Annotated in this window: 12 protein-coding genes and 1 tRNA gene; 5 read left to right on the top strand and 8 right to left on the bottom strand. The window is 71.3% G+C overall.

The window, feature by feature from the left end; genetic code table 11:
• Positions 1–78: 78 nt before the first annotated feature.
• A complete protein-coding gene (locus FV226_RS07940; RefSeq protein WP_147762477.1) occupies positions 79–1,053 on the bottom strand; it encodes an ABC transporter permease in 975 nt (324 codons plus the stop codon).
• Complete coding sequence (ftsE, locus tag FV226_RS07935) at positions 1,053–1,763, bottom strand: cell division ATP-binding protein FtsE (RefSeq protein ID WP_147750720.1); 711 nt, start codon at positions 1,761–1,763, stop codon at positions 1,053–1,055. The genes FV226_RS07940 and ftsE overlap by 1 nt, the downstream gene beginning before the upstream one ends.
• 172 nt (positions 1,764–1,935) lie before the next feature.
• Between ftsE and FV226_RS07930 the strand changes: the two genes are divergently transcribed.
• From FV226_RS07930 to FV226_RS07920, 3 genes are all read left to right on the top strand, one after another.
• Entirely contained in the window at positions 1,936–2,802 is an 867-nt protein-coding gene (locus tag FV226_RS07930; RefSeq protein WP_147762476.1) for a zinc-ribbon domain-containing protein, read from the top strand.
• A 58-nt stretch (positions 2,803–2,860) separates the two neighbouring features.
• Positions 2,861–3,433 carry a hypoxanthine phosphoribosyltransferase gene (gene hpt, locus FV226_RS07925; protein ID WP_147750718.1) on the top strand — a complete coding sequence of 191 codons (573 nt, stop codon included), beginning with the start codon at positions 2,861–2,863 and terminating at the stop codon, positions 3,431–3,433.
• Positions 3,434–3,581: 148 nt separating this feature from the next.
• Positions 3,582–3,947 carry a response regulator gene (locus FV226_RS07920; RefSeq protein WP_147727221.1) on the top strand — a complete coding sequence of 122 codons (366 nt, stop codon included), beginning with the start codon at positions 3,582–3,584 and terminating at the stop codon, positions 3,945–3,947.
• A gap of 240 nt (positions 3,948–4,187) precedes the next feature.
• Here the strand turns inward: FV226_RS07920 and leuS are convergent, their stop codons facing one another.
• Positions 4,188–6,815 carry a leucine--tRNA ligase gene (gene leuS, locus FV226_RS07915; RefSeq protein ID WP_147762475.1) on the bottom strand — a complete coding sequence of 876 codons (2,628 nt, stop codon included), beginning with the start codon at positions 6,813–6,815 and terminating at the stop codon, positions 4,188–4,190.
• Between the two features lie 250 nt (positions 6,816–7,065).
• Here leuS and FV226_RS07910 point away from each other — a divergent pair, with 250 nt between their 5' ends.
• Positions 7,066–7,794 carry a YggS family pyridoxal phosphate-dependent enzyme gene (locus tag FV226_RS07910; protein ID WP_147762474.1) on the top strand — a complete coding sequence of 243 codons (729 nt, stop codon included), beginning with the start codon at positions 7,066–7,068 and terminating at the stop codon, positions 7,792–7,794.
• A gap of 90 nt (positions 7,795–7,884) precedes the next feature.
• Here FV226_RS07910 and FV226_RS07905 read toward each other — a convergent pair.
• The 4 genes from FV226_RS07905 to FV226_RS07890 form a co-directional block, all read right to left on the bottom strand.
• Positions 7,885–7,968: transfer RNA gene (locus tag FV226_RS07905), tRNA-Tyr, on the bottom strand.
• A gap of 94 nt (positions 7,969–8,062) precedes the next feature.
• A complete protein-coding gene (locus tag FV226_RS07900; protein WP_281406029.1) occupies positions 8,063–8,392 on the bottom strand; it encodes a multidrug efflux SMR transporter in 330 nt (109 codons plus the stop codon).
• 67 nt (positions 8,393–8,459) lie between these two features.
• Positions 8,460–10,514: a PAS domain-containing hybrid sensor histidine kinase/response regulator gene (locus tag FV226_RS07895; RefSeq protein ID WP_147762473.1), complete on the bottom strand. Its 2,055-nt coding sequence runs from the start codon at positions 10,512–10,514 to the stop codon at positions 8,460–8,462.
• Entirely contained in the window at positions 10,511–12,007 is a 1,497-nt protein-coding gene (locus FV226_RS07890) for an ATPase domain-containing protein (protein WP_147762472.1), read from the bottom strand. The genes FV226_RS07895 and FV226_RS07890 overlap by 4 nt, the downstream gene beginning before the upstream one ends.
• Before the next feature lie 346 nt (positions 12,008–12,353).
• Here FV226_RS07890 and FV226_RS07885 point away from each other — a divergent pair, with 346 nt between their 5' ends.
• Positions 12,354–13,196: a type 1 glutamine amidotransferase gene (locus tag FV226_RS07885; protein WP_147762471.1), complete on the top strand. Its 843-nt coding sequence runs from the start codon at positions 12,354–12,356 to the stop codon at positions 13,194–13,196.
• Between the two features lie 36 nt (positions 13,197–13,232).
• Here FV226_RS07885 and FV226_RS07880 read toward each other — a convergent pair whose 3' ends face one another.
• Positions 13,233–14,069 (bottom strand): transglutaminase family protein, encoded by an 837-nt coding sequence (locus FV226_RS07880; protein WP_147762470.1) that lies wholly within the window; start codon positions 14,067–14,069, stop codon positions 13,233–13,235.
• Between the last annotated feature and the right edge of the window lie 360 nt (positions 14,070–14,429).

The raw sequence follows: 14,429 nt of genomic DNA, 5'->3' as shown, positions 1-14,429 counted from the left end.
GGAGGGTTAACGGTTCGCCAAGCGCTTTCGATCACGGGGGTTTTCGGACCGGTTCGCACAGGTCGCCCGGTCGCGCCCTCAGGCCAGGAAGCGCCGCACGGTCAGCCGGGAGATCACGGCGGTGACGAGCGAGGCGATGACGCCGATCGCCATCACGCTGGCATAGCCGCGCCAGCCGATGTGGAAGGCGCCGAACAGCGCCTCGACCTCGTCGCCCGCCGGGCCCGACCGCCAGTTGCGGGCGAGCAGCCCGGCCAGCGCGAAGGCGGCCAGCGCCGCCGCCGAGCCGATGATGCCGCCGCGAAGCCCGAGGCCGAAGAACCGCCGCTGGAAGGCGCGGGCGATGAAGTCGTCGTCGGCGCCGACGAAGTGCAGCACCTCCACCACCTCGCGGTTGCCCGCCATGGCGCCGCGGGTGGCGAACGCGACCGCGAGGCCGGTGGCGACCAGGACCAGGGCGACGATGCCGACGCCGATGCCGACGAAGGTGTTGGCCGCGGTCGAGAGCCGCTGCAGCCAGAGCGCGTGGTCGTCGAGGCTGGCGACCCCCGGCATCGCCTCGGTGAGGCCGGCACGCAGGTGCTTGAGGTCGGGCGCCTGGTCGCCGAGCTTCAGGGTGATGAGGCGCGGCACCGGCAGGTCGGAGAGGTCGAGGCCGCTGCCGAGCCAGGGTTCGAGCAGGCGCTCGGCCTCCATCTTGGAGAACACCCGCGTCGCGGCGATGCCGGGCTCGGCCTTTGCGATGGCGTCGGCCCGCGCGATGTCGGCGTCGAGGTCGCGGCCCGGCGCCGGGCGCACCTGGATCGTCACCTCCTGCGCCACCGTGCCCTGCCACTGCCCGGCGCTCGACGCGACGATCTCGGCCGCCCCCGCGCAGAGGCCCGCCAGGAAGGTGAGGATGGCGATGACGGCGGCGAGCGACCGGCTCGCGGCGGAATCGGTCGGCACCAGGGGCGCGTTGCGCCGCAGGGTCGGGGGAAGCGCCGGCTCGGCCGCGGGCCGATCGACGGGCTTGCGGGCGGCGGCCTGGGTGCGTTCGCGGGTTGCGTCCATCAGCCTTCGATCCGCAGGCGGCCGTCCCCGATCACCATCCGGCGCGCATCGACCGAATCCATGATCCCGAAATCGTGGGTGGCGATGATCACCGAGGTGCCGAGCTTGTTCAGTTCGAGGAAGAGCCGCAGCAGGCGGCGGCCGAGGCTCGGGTCGACGTTGCCGGTGGGCTCGTCGGCGAGCAGCAGGTCGGGGCGGGCGATCAGCGCGCGGGCGATGGCCGCGCGCTGCTTCTCGCCGCCAGAAAGCAGCGGCGGCAGCACGTGCATGCGCTCGCCGAGGCCCACCCAGCGCAGCAGCTCGACCACCTCGGCCCGGTAGCTGGTCTCGGCCCGGCCCTGGACGCGCAGGGGCAGCGCGACGTTCTCGTAGGTGGTGAGGTGGTCGAGCAGGCGGAAATCCTGGAACACCACGCCCATCCGGCGCCGCAGCCCGGTGAGCGACGCGCTGGAGATGCCGCTGACCTCGTTGCCGAACACCGAGACCAGCCCGCGGGTCGGGCGCACCGAGAGCAGGATCAGCCGCAGCAGCGTCGTCTTGCCGGCGCCCGACGGCCCGGTGAGGAACTGGAACGAGTGCGGCTGGATGCGGAAGCTCACGTCGGACAGCACCTCCGGCCCGAGGCCGTAGCGCATGCCGACGTTCTCGAACTGGACAACCGGCCCTTCCGCGCCGGAGAGCAGGCTTTTCGTCGTCGCCGTTTCGCGCAAGGGCCCGCCCGCTCCCGTTCCATCCCGTCCACGACGGGATGACCGCCGCGCATGGCCATTTCAAGCCGGTTCTCAGCAGTTTCACCGGAGCTTAACCCTAACCGCCGAGGATCGCCCAAGGGTTTTCGCCGCAGGTCCCGCGCGGCGGCGCCCGTCACCGAGCGTGCCGCGTATGCTGATCGTCTGCCCGACCTGCGCCAGCGAGTACCGGATCGACACGGCCCGCGTCGGGACCGAAGGGCGCTCGGTGCGCTGCGCCGCCTGCCGCGAGACGTGGTTCGTGTCGCCGGCGGAGGTCGTCGCCGCCCACGAGGCCGAATTGCAGGCGGCGAGCGCCGCCGCCGACGAAGCGGTCTCCGCGGAGGCCTGGGCCGAGGCCTCGGCCGCAGTGCGCGAGGCGGCGACCCCTGAGACGATCGACAACGTGCCCGACGCCCCGCGCCGCGCGAAGGCGGGGAAGCCCAAGCCCGGCTACAAGCCGCTCGGCAAAGGCGCGGGCAAAGGCGCGGACAAGGGCGGCGTCGCCGCGCTGTCGCCGGCGCTCGCCGCAGGCCTCGTGGTGCTGGCCGCGATCCCCCTCGCCTGCCTCGCCCGCGTGCAGGTGGTGCAGGCGCTGCCGCAGGCGGCCGGGCTGTTCGCGCGCATCGGCCTGCCGGTGAACCTGCGCGGCATCGAGATCCGAGACGCCACCGCCCTCCGGAACCAGGCCGGCGGCGAGCGGCCGGGCGAATTGGTGGTCGAGGGCGACCTCGTCGGCACCGCCCGGAACGGGATGCCGGTGCCGCCGATCAGCGTCCTGGTGCGCGACGCCGCCGAGCGGGTCGTGAAGACCTACACCATTGCCCCGCCGCGCAGCCGCCTGGCGCAGGGCGAGACCGCGCGGTTCGCCGCCCGCTTCCCCGATCCGCCCGAGCAGGGACGCGGCATCGAGGTCCGCTTTGCGGATGCGGTCAAGGCGGAAGACGTGAAGGTGGAGATGAAAGGTGATGTGAAGATGGATGTGAAGGGTGATGTGAAGACGGATTCCGCCACGCCCTGACGCATTTTCGAGCACGGGGCCGTGGTCTGCGCGCGCGGGAATGGGCTATGAAGGGCGCATGACCACCACGCCCTCCCGACGCGTCCGCGTCCTCTTCGACGAAGCCACCATCGCGACGCGCAACGAGGCGTTGGCGCGCGAGATCAAGGCCGCCGCCCCGCAGAACCTGCTGGTGGTGGCGGTGCTCAAGGGCAGCTTCATGTTCGCCGCCGACCTGCTGCGCGCCCTGCACCGGGTCGGGCTGTCGCCGCAGGTCGAGTTCGTCCACCTGTCGAGCTATCGCACCGGCACGGTCTCCTCCGGCCAGGTCGAGATCCTGCGCGACGTGCAGAGCGAGGTGCGCGGCCGCGACGTGCTGCTCGTCGACGACATCCTCGAATCGGGCCGCACGGTGGTGTTCGCCAAGGACCTGCTGATGGCCCGCGGCGCGTCCCGCGTCCTCACCGCGGTACTGCTGGAGAAGCCCGGCAAGCGCGCGGTGCAGATCGACGCGGACTTCGTCGGCTTCACCTGCCCGGACGCCTTCGTCGTCGGCTACGGCATGGATGCCGCGCACGCCTTCCGGCAGCTGCCGTTCGTCGGCGTGGTCGACTACGACAGCCCCGATCCGGACCTGTTCGGCGGCGCTTGAGCCGCGATCCGGCGCGGCATTTTCGCAACCCGCATGCGGCGCACTACATCGTGCGCCGAAATGTCTTGACAGGGCGGCCCTTGTTTAGACGTTCTCCAGGCATGACCGGGCTGCACGGCCCTTCTTCGACGGATCGAATACAGGCGACATGGCGCGCATCCTTCTGGTGGATGACGAAGAGACGGTCCGCGGCTTTCTCAAACGGGGCCTCGAGATCGACGGCCATGCCGTGGTCACGGCGATCGACGGCAGCGACGGCCTCGACCGGCTGAACGAATCCGACGGCGCCTTCGACCTGATGCTGACCGACATCCGGATGCCGCTGATGGACGGCATCGCGCTGGCGCTCGCGGCCAAGCGCGACTTTCCGGACTTGACCATCCTCCTGATGACGGGCTTCGCCGACCAGCGCGAACGCGCCCGCGGGCTCGACGCCATCGTCACCGACGTACTGACCAAACCGTTCTCGCTGGCGGACCTGCGCGCCACGGTGAGCCGGGCGCTGGCCGCCTAAAGGGGCGGCCACCCGCACCGCTTTGGGAGCATCCCCTCTCCCCGCATGCGGGGAGAGGGCTTTGCCGACCTCGTCGTCGGCAGAGCAAGGCGGCAGCCGAAGGTGAGGGGCTTGGCCGGACGAGGTTCCTCCGGAAGCTCCCCTCACCGTCGCTTCGGCTCCGCCTGCGCTACCTGGCTGCACGACGCGGTGCAGCCAGGCCTCTCCCCGCGTGCGGGGAGAGGGGAAGTCGGCTCCACCTCACACCACCAAATTCACGATCCGCCCCGGCACGACGATGACCTTGCGGGGCGTCCGGCCTTCGAGCGCCCGCTGGACCGTCTCGTCGGCGAGCACCAGGGCCTCGACGGCGACGGCGTCCGCGTCGCGCGGAACGGTGACGTCGCCGCGCTTCTTGCCGTTGACCTGGACCGGCAGGGTCACCGCATCCTCGACCAGGAGCGCCGGGTCGAAGTCCGGCCACGGCGCCTGCGCGACGAGCCCGTCGCGGCCGAGCACCGCCCAGCAGCTCTCCGCCAGGTGCGGCATCATCGGCGCGATGAGCTGGACCAGGATGCCGGCGGCCTCGCGGCCGGCCGCCGCCGAGGCGCCACCACGGAACGCCTCCTCGAGGGCGTTGGCCAGGGTGTAGACGTGGGCGACGCAGCGGTTGAAGCGCAGGCGCTCCACGTCCTCGCCGAAGGCGGCGAGCGCCTTGTGCGCGGCCTTGCGCAGGGCGAGGTCGCCGTCGCCGGAGCCCGAGGCCGCGACGGCCGCGTTCACCAGCCGCCACACCCGCTGCACGAAGCGGGCGGCACCCTGCACGCCCTCCTCCGTCCAGATCACGTCGCGCTCAGGCGGTGAATCCGAGAGCATGAACCAGCGTGCGGTGTCGGCGCCGAAGGAGGCGATGATGTCGTCGGGATCGACGACGTTCTTCTTGGACTTCGACATCTTCTCGATCGGCCCGATCGCGATCGGGCCGGAGGTTTCCACGTGGAACCCGCGGCGCTCGCCGGCCTCCGTCGTGAGGCGCACGTCGGCCGGCGGCACCCAGGCGCCGGCCTCGTCCTTGTAGGTCTCGTGGACGACCATCCCTTGCGTGAACAGCCCGGCGAACGGCTCGGAGACGCCGGACCAGCCGGTCGCCTGCATCGCCCGCATGAAGAAGCGCGCGTAGAGCAGGTGCAGGATCGCGTGCTCGATGCCGCCGATATATTGATCGACGGCAAGCCAGCGGTTGACCGCCGCCGGGTCGGTCGGCCGGTCGGCGAGCCAGGGGGCCGTGAAGCGGGCGTAGTACCAGGACGAGTCGACGAAGGTGTCCATCGTGTCGGTCTCGCGCCGGGCCGCCGCGCCGCAGGACGGGCACGGCACGGTGCGCCAGGCGTGGTCGCGCTCCAGCGGGTTGCCGGGCTGGTCGAACGAGACCGCCTCGGGCAACTTCACCGGCAGGTCCGCCACCGGCACCGGCACCGGGCCGCAGGTCTCGCAATGGATGATCGGGATCGGGCAGCCCCAGTAGCGCTGGCGCGAGACGCCCCAGTCGCGCAGGCGGAACTGCACCTTTCGCGCTGCGACCGGCGCGCCGGACAGCACCTCGCCTTCGAGGCGACTCGCCACCGCTTCGAAGGCTTCGTCCGTGGTCAGGCCGTCGAGGTCGCGCGAGTTGATCATCCGCCCGTCGCCGTCGAAGGCGGTGTCGGTGATCACGAACGTGGCCGGGTCCTGGCCCTCGGGGCAGACCACGGGGGTGTTGCCGAGGCCGTACTTGTTCGCGAAATCGAGGTCGCGCTGGTCGTGCGCCGGGCAGCCGAACACCGCCCCGGTGCCGTACTCCATCAGCACGAAGTTCGCGACGTAGACCGGCAGCGTCCAGGACGGGTCCAGGGGATGGCGCACGGTGAGCCCGGTGTCGTAGCCGAGCTTCTCCGCGGTATCGATCGCCGCCTGGGCCGTGCCCATGCGGCGGCACTCGGCGATGAAGTCCTGCAGCTTGGCGTCGCCGGGGGCCAGGGCGGCCGCCAGGGGATGGTCGGCGGCGATGGCCAGGAACTTGGCGCCGAACAAGGTGTCGGGCCGGGTCGTGTAGACCTCGACCTCACGGATGGTCGCGTCGGCCGCGCGTTCCGCGAGGGCCGTCTCGGCGTCCGGCGACAACGCGAACCGGACCTGCAGCCCCTGCGAGCGGCCGATCCAGTTCTTCTGCATCAGCCGGACCTTCTCCGGCCAGCGCTCGAGCCCGTCCAGCGCGTCGTAGAGGTCCTGCGCGAAGTCGGTGATCTTGAAGAACCATTGCGTCAGCTCGCGCTGCTCGACGAGCGCGCCGGAGCGCCAGCCGCGCCCATCGATCACCTGCTCGTTGGCGAGCACGGTGTGGTCGACCGGGTCCCAGTTCACCTTGGCGGTGCGGCGCGTGACCAGCCCCTTGCCGAGGAAGTCGAGGAACATGCGCTGCTGGTGCTTGTAGTAGTCCGGATCGCAGGTCGCGACCTCCCGGCTCCAGTCGAGCGACAGCCCCATGGATTGCAGCTGCCCGCGCATCGTCGCGATGTTGGCGTAGGTCCAGTCGCGCGGGTTGGTCTTGCGCTCGATCGCCGCGTTCTCCGCCGGCAGCCCGAAGGCGTCCCAGCCCATCGGGTGCAGCACCGCGAACCCCTTGGCCCGCTTGTAGCGCGCCACCACGTCGCCCATCGCGTAGTTGCGCACGTGGCCCATGTGGATGCGCCCCGACGGATAGGGGAACATCTCCAGCACGTAGTATTTCGGGCGGGCGTCGGCGTTGTCGGCCTCGAACAGGCGCGCCTGCGCCCAGGCCTCCTGCCAGCGCGGCTCGGAATCCTTGGCGTTGTAGCGCTCGAGGGTCTGGTGGCTGGGCGGGTTCGTCATGGCGTCGTCGGGAACCGGGATCAGGCGGGGCGGGCCGGGGAAGCGGCGGCGTTAGCACATTCGCGCCGGGCTCGGCCAACGGATCTACCTGCTCGGCCGACCGCGTCGAGCGGGCGAGAGCTTTGCACCGCGGGCACGATCCCGGCATTGAGGCGCCAGATCGCCTATGTCGATGCCGTGCCGCTGGACAGCGCGGCGGCGTGGACCACCTCTCACGCAGCGACCGCCGGACGCCCCCGGAAGGACCCCGATGACCGACACACCGATCGATACGCCGCCGATCCCGGACAAGCCGCCCGTCGGCGAGGCGGACGTCGCCGCAGGCCTCGCCGAGGTGCGGACCGGGATCGCCCGCGCGGCCGAGGATTGCGAGCGCGATCCGGCCGGGATCCGTCTGATCGCCGTCTCCAAGACCGTGCCGGCGGAGGGTATCGTGCCGGCGCTGGAGGCCGGCCAGCGCCTGTTCGGCGAGAACTACGTGCAGGAGTCGAAGGCCAAGTGGCCGGCGCTCAAGGCACGATACCCGGACGTGGAACTCCATCTCGTCGGGCCGCTGCAGTCGAACAAGGCGCGCGAGGCGGTGGAACTCTTCGACGTGATCCACTCGCTCGACCGGCTGTCGCTCGCCGCTGCGCTGGCCAAGGAGATCGCGCGGACCGGGCGCACGCCCAAGCTGCTCATCCAGGTCAACACCGGGGACGAGCCGCAGAAGGGCGGCGTGTCGCCCGCCGACCTCGACGTGCTGCTCGCCGAGTGCGTCGGCACCCACGGGCTGGCGATCCAGGGCCTGATGTGCGTTCCGCCGGTCGAGGACCCGCCCTCGGCCCATTTCGGCCTGCTCGCCGCGCTCGCCCGCCGGCACAACCTGCCGATCCTGTCGATGGGCATGAGCGCCGACTACGGCGCCGCGATCCAGATGGGCGCGACCCATGTCCGGGTCGGCACGTCGATCTTCGGCGCGCGGACGCGAAAGGCCTGATCGGCGCACGCGCCATCGCGAGTCCGCAGCCTCGGGAGAGGCGACGGCGTCGGCCATCGCAAGGGATCGGACATCGCAAGGGAAAGGACGTGGTGGGGGAAGTAGGACTCGAACCTACGAAGCTTACGCAGCGGATTTACAGTCCGCCCCCTTTGCCGCTCGGGACATTCCCCCAAAGGGCGGCCCATCGGGCCGCGCGGGGCTCTTATGGTGAGGGGGTGGCGGCGTGTCAACCGTGCGGGACGGCCCACAGGGCAGGGCCGGCGCGTCAGCGCCCGACGGCGTTCGAGAAGCCGTTGATCACCACGACGCCGGCGACGATCAGGCCGAGGCCGAGCAGGGCCGGGGCGTCGAGGCTCTGCCGGAACACCAGCCAGCCGACGAGGGAGATCAGCACGATGCCGACGCCCGACCAGACCGCGTAGGCCACGCCCATCGGGATCGTCCGCAGGGTGAGCGCGAGGAAGAAGAACGCCACCGCGTAGCCGGCGACCGTGATCAGCAGCGGCACCGGCCGGGAGAACCCGTCCGACGCCTTGAGCGCGCTGGTGCCGACGACCTCGGCGACGATCGCGATCATCAGGTGGACCCAGTGCACGGCCGCAAAGCTCCCGGTTCGATGGATCGGCGGTTCGGGCCAGGCTTCGGAACCCCGCGCGCCCCGCTCAGGCCTCGCCGCCGCCGAGGACGAGGCGGAGCGAGCGAGCGAGCTCGTCGCGGCGGTAGGGCTTGTTGAGCACCGGCAGCTCGCCGCGGCCGATGACTTGGCCCTCGTCGAGGTCGGCGACGTAGCCGGAGGTGAGCAGCACCTTGAGGCCGGGTCGCAGGCGCTGCGCCTCCACCGCGAGCTGCGAGCCGTTCATGCCGCCGGGCATCATCACGTCGGAGAACAGGATGTCGATGCGCTGGACGTCCCGGAGATGGGCCAGCGCCTCCGCAGCGTTCCGCGCCACGACGACCTTGTAGCGCAGTTCCTCAAGGCTCTCGACGGCCATGGTGAGGACCTGCTCGTCGTCCTCGACGAGCAGCACGGTCTCGCCTTCGCCGGCGCGGCGCAGCGGCAGCACGCCGCGTTCGCCCGTCTCCGCCTCCTCGCCGGCGGGGTCGGTCGAGCGCGGGAAGCGCAGCCGGAAGGTGGTGCCGCGCTCCACCTCGGAGTCGATGGCGACGAAGCCCTTGGCGCTGCGGGTGAAGCCGTAGACCTGGCTCAGGCCGAGGCCGGTGCCCTTGCCGACCTCCTTGGTGGTGAAGAACGGCTCGAACACCCGCGCCAAAAGCTCCGGCGCGATGCCGCTGCCGGTGTCGGACACCGCGATCTCGACGTAGGCGCCCGGCGGCACGCCCTTGTCGGCCACCGCCGCGGTGTCGAGGCGGAGGTTGCGGCTGCGGATCTCGATCCGGGCGTGACCGGCGTCCGCCTCCATCGCGTCGCGGGCGTTGACGACGAGGTTGAGGATGGCGGCCTCGAACTGGGCCGGGTCGATGCGGATCGGGTCGAGGGCCGGGTCGAGGTCGAAGGCCAGTTCGATCGCGCCCCCGGCGGCGCGCTCGGCGAGCGGCCGGAAGTCGATGAGCAGGCGGTTCGGGTTGAGGGTCTGCGGCCGCAGCATCTGGCGCCGGGAGAAGGCGAGGAGCTGCTGCGTCAGCTGCTCGCCGCGCCGGGCCGCCGTCATCGCGGCGTCGGCCAGGCGCTTGACCCGCTCGACGTTGTCGGGCTTGCGCAGCACCATGTCGAGGCCGCCGACGATGACCGTCAGCAGGTTGTTGAAGTCGTGCGCGACGCCGCCGGTGAGCTGGCCGATCGCCTCCATCTTCTGCGCCTGGCGCAGGGCCTCCTCGGTGTTGCGCTGGTCGGAGCGGTCGAGGACGATTCCGGCCATGCGGACGGGGGTGCCGTCGGCGCGGTACTCGGCCCGGCCCTTGGCCGCGACCCAGCGCACGGTTCCGTCGGGGCGCACGATCCGGCATTCGAGATCGAGCGTCCCGGCCCGCGCCGCCTGCGCGAAGGCCGCTTCCGCCGCCTCGCGATCCTCCGGGTGGATGTGGGCGAGGAAGGTCTGCCGGCCCCAATGCGGCAGCGGCGTGGCGTAGCCGAAGATCGCGTCGTGGCGGTCCGACCGACGCGCGGTGTCGGTGAGGAGATCGAGGTCCCACGTCCCCATCCCGGCGGAATCGAGGGCGAAGGCCAAGGTTTCGCGGGCGGCCTCGACCTCGCCGGTGCGCTCGGCGACCCGCCGCTCCAGGGTCTCGTTGGCGATCCGCAGGCGCTCCTCGGCCCGCTCCCGCTCGCGGATGTGTTCGCGCGCCTGGTATTGGCGCCGCCGCACCCGCAGGGCCGAGGCGACCGCGCTGACCAGGGTCTCGGCGTTGATCGGGCGCTCGAGCAGCACGACGTTGCCCAGGCGCTCCACCATGGCCGCGCCCTCCGCGGGGCGGCGCCCGGCCTGGCGCGTCGCCAGCATGATGAAGGGGAAGTCCGACCAGGGCGGCTGGCGCTCGATCCAGGTCCCGAGCGCGTCGGGGTCGACGTCGAGCAGGGCTTCCTCGGTGACGATCGCCGAGCCCGCCCGGCCCGCGAGGGCGGCGAGCCACGCGGCCGCGTCGGGGCAGACGGCGACGCGGGTGCCGGACTTGGCCAGCAACCGCTCCATCACCGCGGCGTCGCGCCCGCGCGGCGCCAGGATGAGGACGCGGGTCTCGTCGAGGTCGGGCTCGGTCATTCCGCCGGTTCGCTGCGCAGCATCGCGACCTTGCCGCCATAGGCCGGCAACCCCGACAGCACCCCCTCGAAGTCGGTCAGCGCCTCCCCGACCTGGATCCCGCCGCGGGAGAACCGCAGCTCGCGGATGGTGCGCTCGTGGGCGTTGACCCGGCTCTTCACCGTCGAGAGCGCGGTGCGGACCTCGCCCTTGGCCTCGAAGTAGCGGAACAGCAGGATGCCGTCGCTGAGGTAGCTCAGGTCGAGGTCGGAGCGCACGTCGCCGATGACGCCGTGCTGCCCGAGCACCAGCAGCGTCGTGACGCCCACCTGGTTCAGGTAGGTCAGGAGTTCGTGCATCTGCAGGATCAGGAACTGCTCGCCCGGCATCGCGTGGATGTAGGCGTTGAGGCTGTCGAGGGCGACGAAGGTCGCGCCGCGTCGCTCGACCGCCTCGCGGACGCGGCAGGCGAACTCGCCCGGCGCCAGCTCGGCGGGGTCGACCTGGGCGATGGTGAGGGTGCCCGCATCGAGATGCGGCTGCAGGTCCATCCCAAGCAGGGCGGAGCGCGCCAGCAGCGTCGCGCGTCCCTCGTCGAACAGGAAGTAGGTGGCCCGCTCGCCCCGCTTCAGCGCCGCCAGCATGCAGCGGACCGCCGTCGTGGTCTTGCCGGCGCCGGACGGCCCGAGCAGCAGGGTGTTGGTGCCGCGCACGAGGCCGCCGCCGAGCAGCAGGTCGAGGCCGGGCGCGCCGGTGGAGCGGGTGACCGGCGCGAAGTCGACGCCGTGCTCGGCGGCGACCAGGGTCGGGAACAGCGCGATCCCGCCGGTCTCGAGGATGAAGTCGTGGTAGCCGCCGCGGCTCTTCACGCCGCGCATCTTCAGGACGAGGAGGCGGCGGCGGCCCGCGCCGAAGTTGCGCTGGTTGTGTTCCAGCAGGAAGACGCCGTGGGCGATGCTGTGGAGCTGCACGTCGGCGGTGCCGTCGTCGAGCAGGAACACCGTGCAGCCGCGTGCCGCGAAGAGCTGCTTCAGCGCCAGGATCTGGCGGCGATAGCGCAGCGGGTTCTGCGCGAGCAGCCGCAGCTCGGACAGGCTGTCGAACACCACCCGGTCGGGCTTTGCCGCGTCCACCCGCTCCATCACCTCGCGGACGGTCTCGCCGAGTTCGACCTCGGAGGGGTGCAGCACCGACTGCTCGCTCTCCGGATCGAGGCCGAGCTCGTTGACCAGTTCGTAGAGCTCGACTCCGTCGAGCGACCAGCCGTGCGAGGCCGCCGAAGAACGCAGCTCGTCCGCGCTCTCCGACAGGGTGACGTAGAGGCAGGTCTCGCCGCGGGCGACGCCATCGAGCAGGAACTGCAGGGCGAGCGTGGTCTTGCCGGTGCCGGGCGTACCTTCGAGCAGGTAGAGGCGCCCCTTCGTCAGGCCGCCGGCGAGGACGTCGTCCAGTCCCGCCACCCCGGTCGAGAGGGTCTCGCGGGAGAAGGAGGCGACGCGGGTTGGTTGATCCATCGGCTTCGCCATCACGGATGTGGTGCAGTCACCTGCGGAAGAAGCAGCCGCCTGCGAGAGATGCAGTCACCTGCGATGGAAGGCGTGCCGGCGACGGGCCGGCGCACCGTGCGAGGTGCCCTATGGCGCGGCGCCTCGCCCGACACGAACGACCTCGCCCCGACGGCACCTGCCTTTGCCTCAACGCGGGGCGCGCCGATAGGTCCCCTCGGTCCGCAGCCCGCCAAGGCACCGGTCGCGACAATTCGGATCATCCTGACCTCGTCGCTTTGCGCCTATGTCGCAGTATCATCCGGCTCTGCCGGGCGTTCCCAAGATCCGCTCGCCGACGACTTTTCAGGACACCATGCTTCGACTGCTCATCGCGGACGGCAATGGGCGCGAAGACCGCGCGCAGCACGTCACGGCCACCGGACGCACCTCGGCCGAATCCTACGCCGACGTCGTCCACGCCTACCACCCCGAGGCGCAGTGCCGCCTCGTCAGCCCGGCCGACGCCGACGCCGGCCTGCCCGAGGGCGCGGGGCTCGCCACCTACGACGGCGTGATCTTCACCGGATCGACCCTGAAGGTCGCCGAGCGCAGCCCGGAGGTGATGCGCCAGCGCGACCTGATGCAGGCGGCGCTGGAGGCCGGCCTGCCGGTGTTCGGCTCGTGCTGGGGCGTCCAGCTCGCGGCGGTCGTCACCGGGGGCGACGCCGGCCCCAACCCGCGCGGCCCCGAATACGGCTTCGCCCGCCGCATCGCCGCGACGGCCGAGGGCCGCGACCACCCGCTGCTGTCGGGCCGCGGGGCGGCATGGGACGCGCCGGCGATCCATTCCGACGCGGTGATCGTGCCCCCGCCCGGCGCGCGGGTTCTCGCCGCGAACGCGCTCCTCGACGTGCAGACGATCGAGATCCCCCACGGGGACGGCGTGTTCTGGGGCACGCAGTATCACCCGGAACTCGACCTCGACGAGCTTGCCGCGATGCTGCGGGTCTGCGCCGAGGCCGTGGTCGAGGCCGGCCTCGCGCCCGACGCAGGCGCGGTCTCGGACTACGCCGCCGAGATCGAGGCGCTGCACGCCGCCGCGGACGCGTCGCTCGCTTGGCGACACGGCCTCGGCGCCGACGTCCTGGAGCCGCGTCAACGCCGTCGCGAGATCGGCAACTTCCTCGACCGCCTCGTCGCGCGACAGGCCGGCTAGGGCGGTTCCGGTCGGCCTTGCGTTCGCGGCGAAGCCTCAGGCTGCCTCGGCCATCGTCCCGTCGTTCGTCGCGACCTCGTCGGTGTGCACGTCGAAGCGCATCAGGTAGGCGGTGCCGAAGCTGGTGGTGAGAGCGCAGTCCGTCGCGTCGCGCCCGCGGGCCATGACGATGCGGGCGATCCGCGGCGTGTTGTGGCGGGCGTCGAACGTGTACCAGCGGTCTCCGAGGTAGACCTCGAACCAGGCCGAGAAATCCATCGGCGCCGGGTCCTTCGGCACGCCGATGTCGCCGAGGTAGCCGGTGGCGTAGCGGGCCGGGATGTTCATGCAGCGGCAGAGCGCGATCGCCAGGTGGGCGAAGTCGCGGCAGACGCCGACGCGCTGGACGTAGCCGTCATGCGCGGTGCGGGTGTTGTCGGCCCGCTGATAGTCGAACTGCAAGTGATTGTGCACGAAGTCGACGATCGCCTGCACCCGTGCCCAACCCTCCGGCGTCGCGCCGAACAGCGACCACGCGGTGGCCGAGAGCTTGTCGGTGTCGCAGTAGCGCGAGCCGAGGAGGAACGGCAGAACGTCGTCGGGCAAGTCCTGCACCGGGTGCTGGCGGGCCTCCGGCTCATACGCGTCCGGCTCGCCGGAATCGCGGATCGTGAAGTCGGCCGACATCGTGATCCGGCCGCCCGGGGCGACGATGCGGGTGCAGACGTTGCCGAAGGCGTCGACGTGCTGCGTCGCCAGCACCGGCGGATCGAACGCGATGACCTCCGGCGTCACGAGGTCGACCCGGCGCTCCGGCCGCACGTTGAGCAGCAGGTTCATCGGGGTCGGGCCGAAGGTGTTGAAGGCGATGGTGAAGCCGGCTTGGACGAGCATCGGTGGATCCGTGACGGCCGCGAGCGAGGGCGCAGGCGGGGCAGAGGCGAGAGCGTGGACGCGCCTTGAACACGGACGCTATGCTCGAGGTTCCGCAGGTCAGATGCGCTTGCCGCGCAGGTTCTGCCCAGAGAAACGGCAGTTTTTGTCCGATCAGGACCCGGGCGTTGCTGCAAGCCGGTAGAACAGTCGGCGGAAATCAGAGACGCGGTCGAGGACATAGCGCCAGCTCCCTCCTCTTGCAGGAGAGGAGGGACGAGCGCAGCTTCACCTGCGCGATACGTCTGCAGCTTGAGGAAATACCCCCGGCGCCGCGGTGTGGCGCTGATGATGCATCGCACGAGGCGTCGACCCTTCGGC

The organism is Methylobacterium sp. WL12 (genome assembly GCF_008039475.1).
GTDB lineage: Bacteria > Pseudomonadota > Alphaproteobacteria > Rhizobiales > Beijerinckiaceae > Methylobacterium > Methylobacterium cerastii.
This window is presented reverse-complemented; position numbering and strand designations above follow the sequence as displayed.

Coding starts and splice junctions, on each gene's coding strand:
- FV226_RS07890 (WP_147762472.1), bottom strand. CDS start 12,007: ATGGATCAACCAACCCGCGTCGCCTCCTTCTCCCGCGAGACCCTCTCG.
- leuS (WP_147762475.1), bottom strand. CDS start 6,815: ATGACGAACCCGCCCAGCCACCAGACCCTCGAGCGCTACAACGCCAAG.
- FV226_RS07930 (WP_147762476.1), top strand. CDS start 1,936: ATGCTGATCGTCTGCCCGACCTGCGCCAGCGAGTACCGGATCGACACG.
- FV226_RS07940 (WP_147762477.1), bottom strand. CDS start 1,053: ATGGACGCAACCCGCGAACGCACCCAGGCCGCCGCCCGCAAGCCCGTC.
- FV226_RS07885 (WP_147762471.1), top strand. CDS start 12,354: ATGCTTCGACTGCTCATCGCGGACGGCAATGGGCGCGAAGACCGCGCG.
- hpt (WP_147750718.1), top strand. CDS start 2,861: ATGACCACCACGCCCTCCCGACGCGTCCGCGTCCTCTTCGACGAAGCC.
- FV226_RS07920 (WP_147727221.1), top strand. CDS start 3,582: ATGGCGCGCATCCTTCTGGTGGATGACGAAGAGACGGTCCGCGGCTTT.
- FV226_RS07910 (WP_147762474.1), top strand. CDS start 7,066: ATGACCGACACACCGATCGATACGCCGCCGATCCCGGACAAGCCGCCC.
- FV226_RS07895 (WP_147762473.1), bottom strand. CDS start 10,514: ATGACCGAGCCCGACCTCGACGAGACCCGCGTCCTCATCCTGGCGCCG.
- FV226_RS07880 (WP_147762470.1), bottom strand. CDS start 14,069: ATGCTCGTCCAAGCCGGCTTCACCATCGCCTTCAACACCTTCGGCCCG.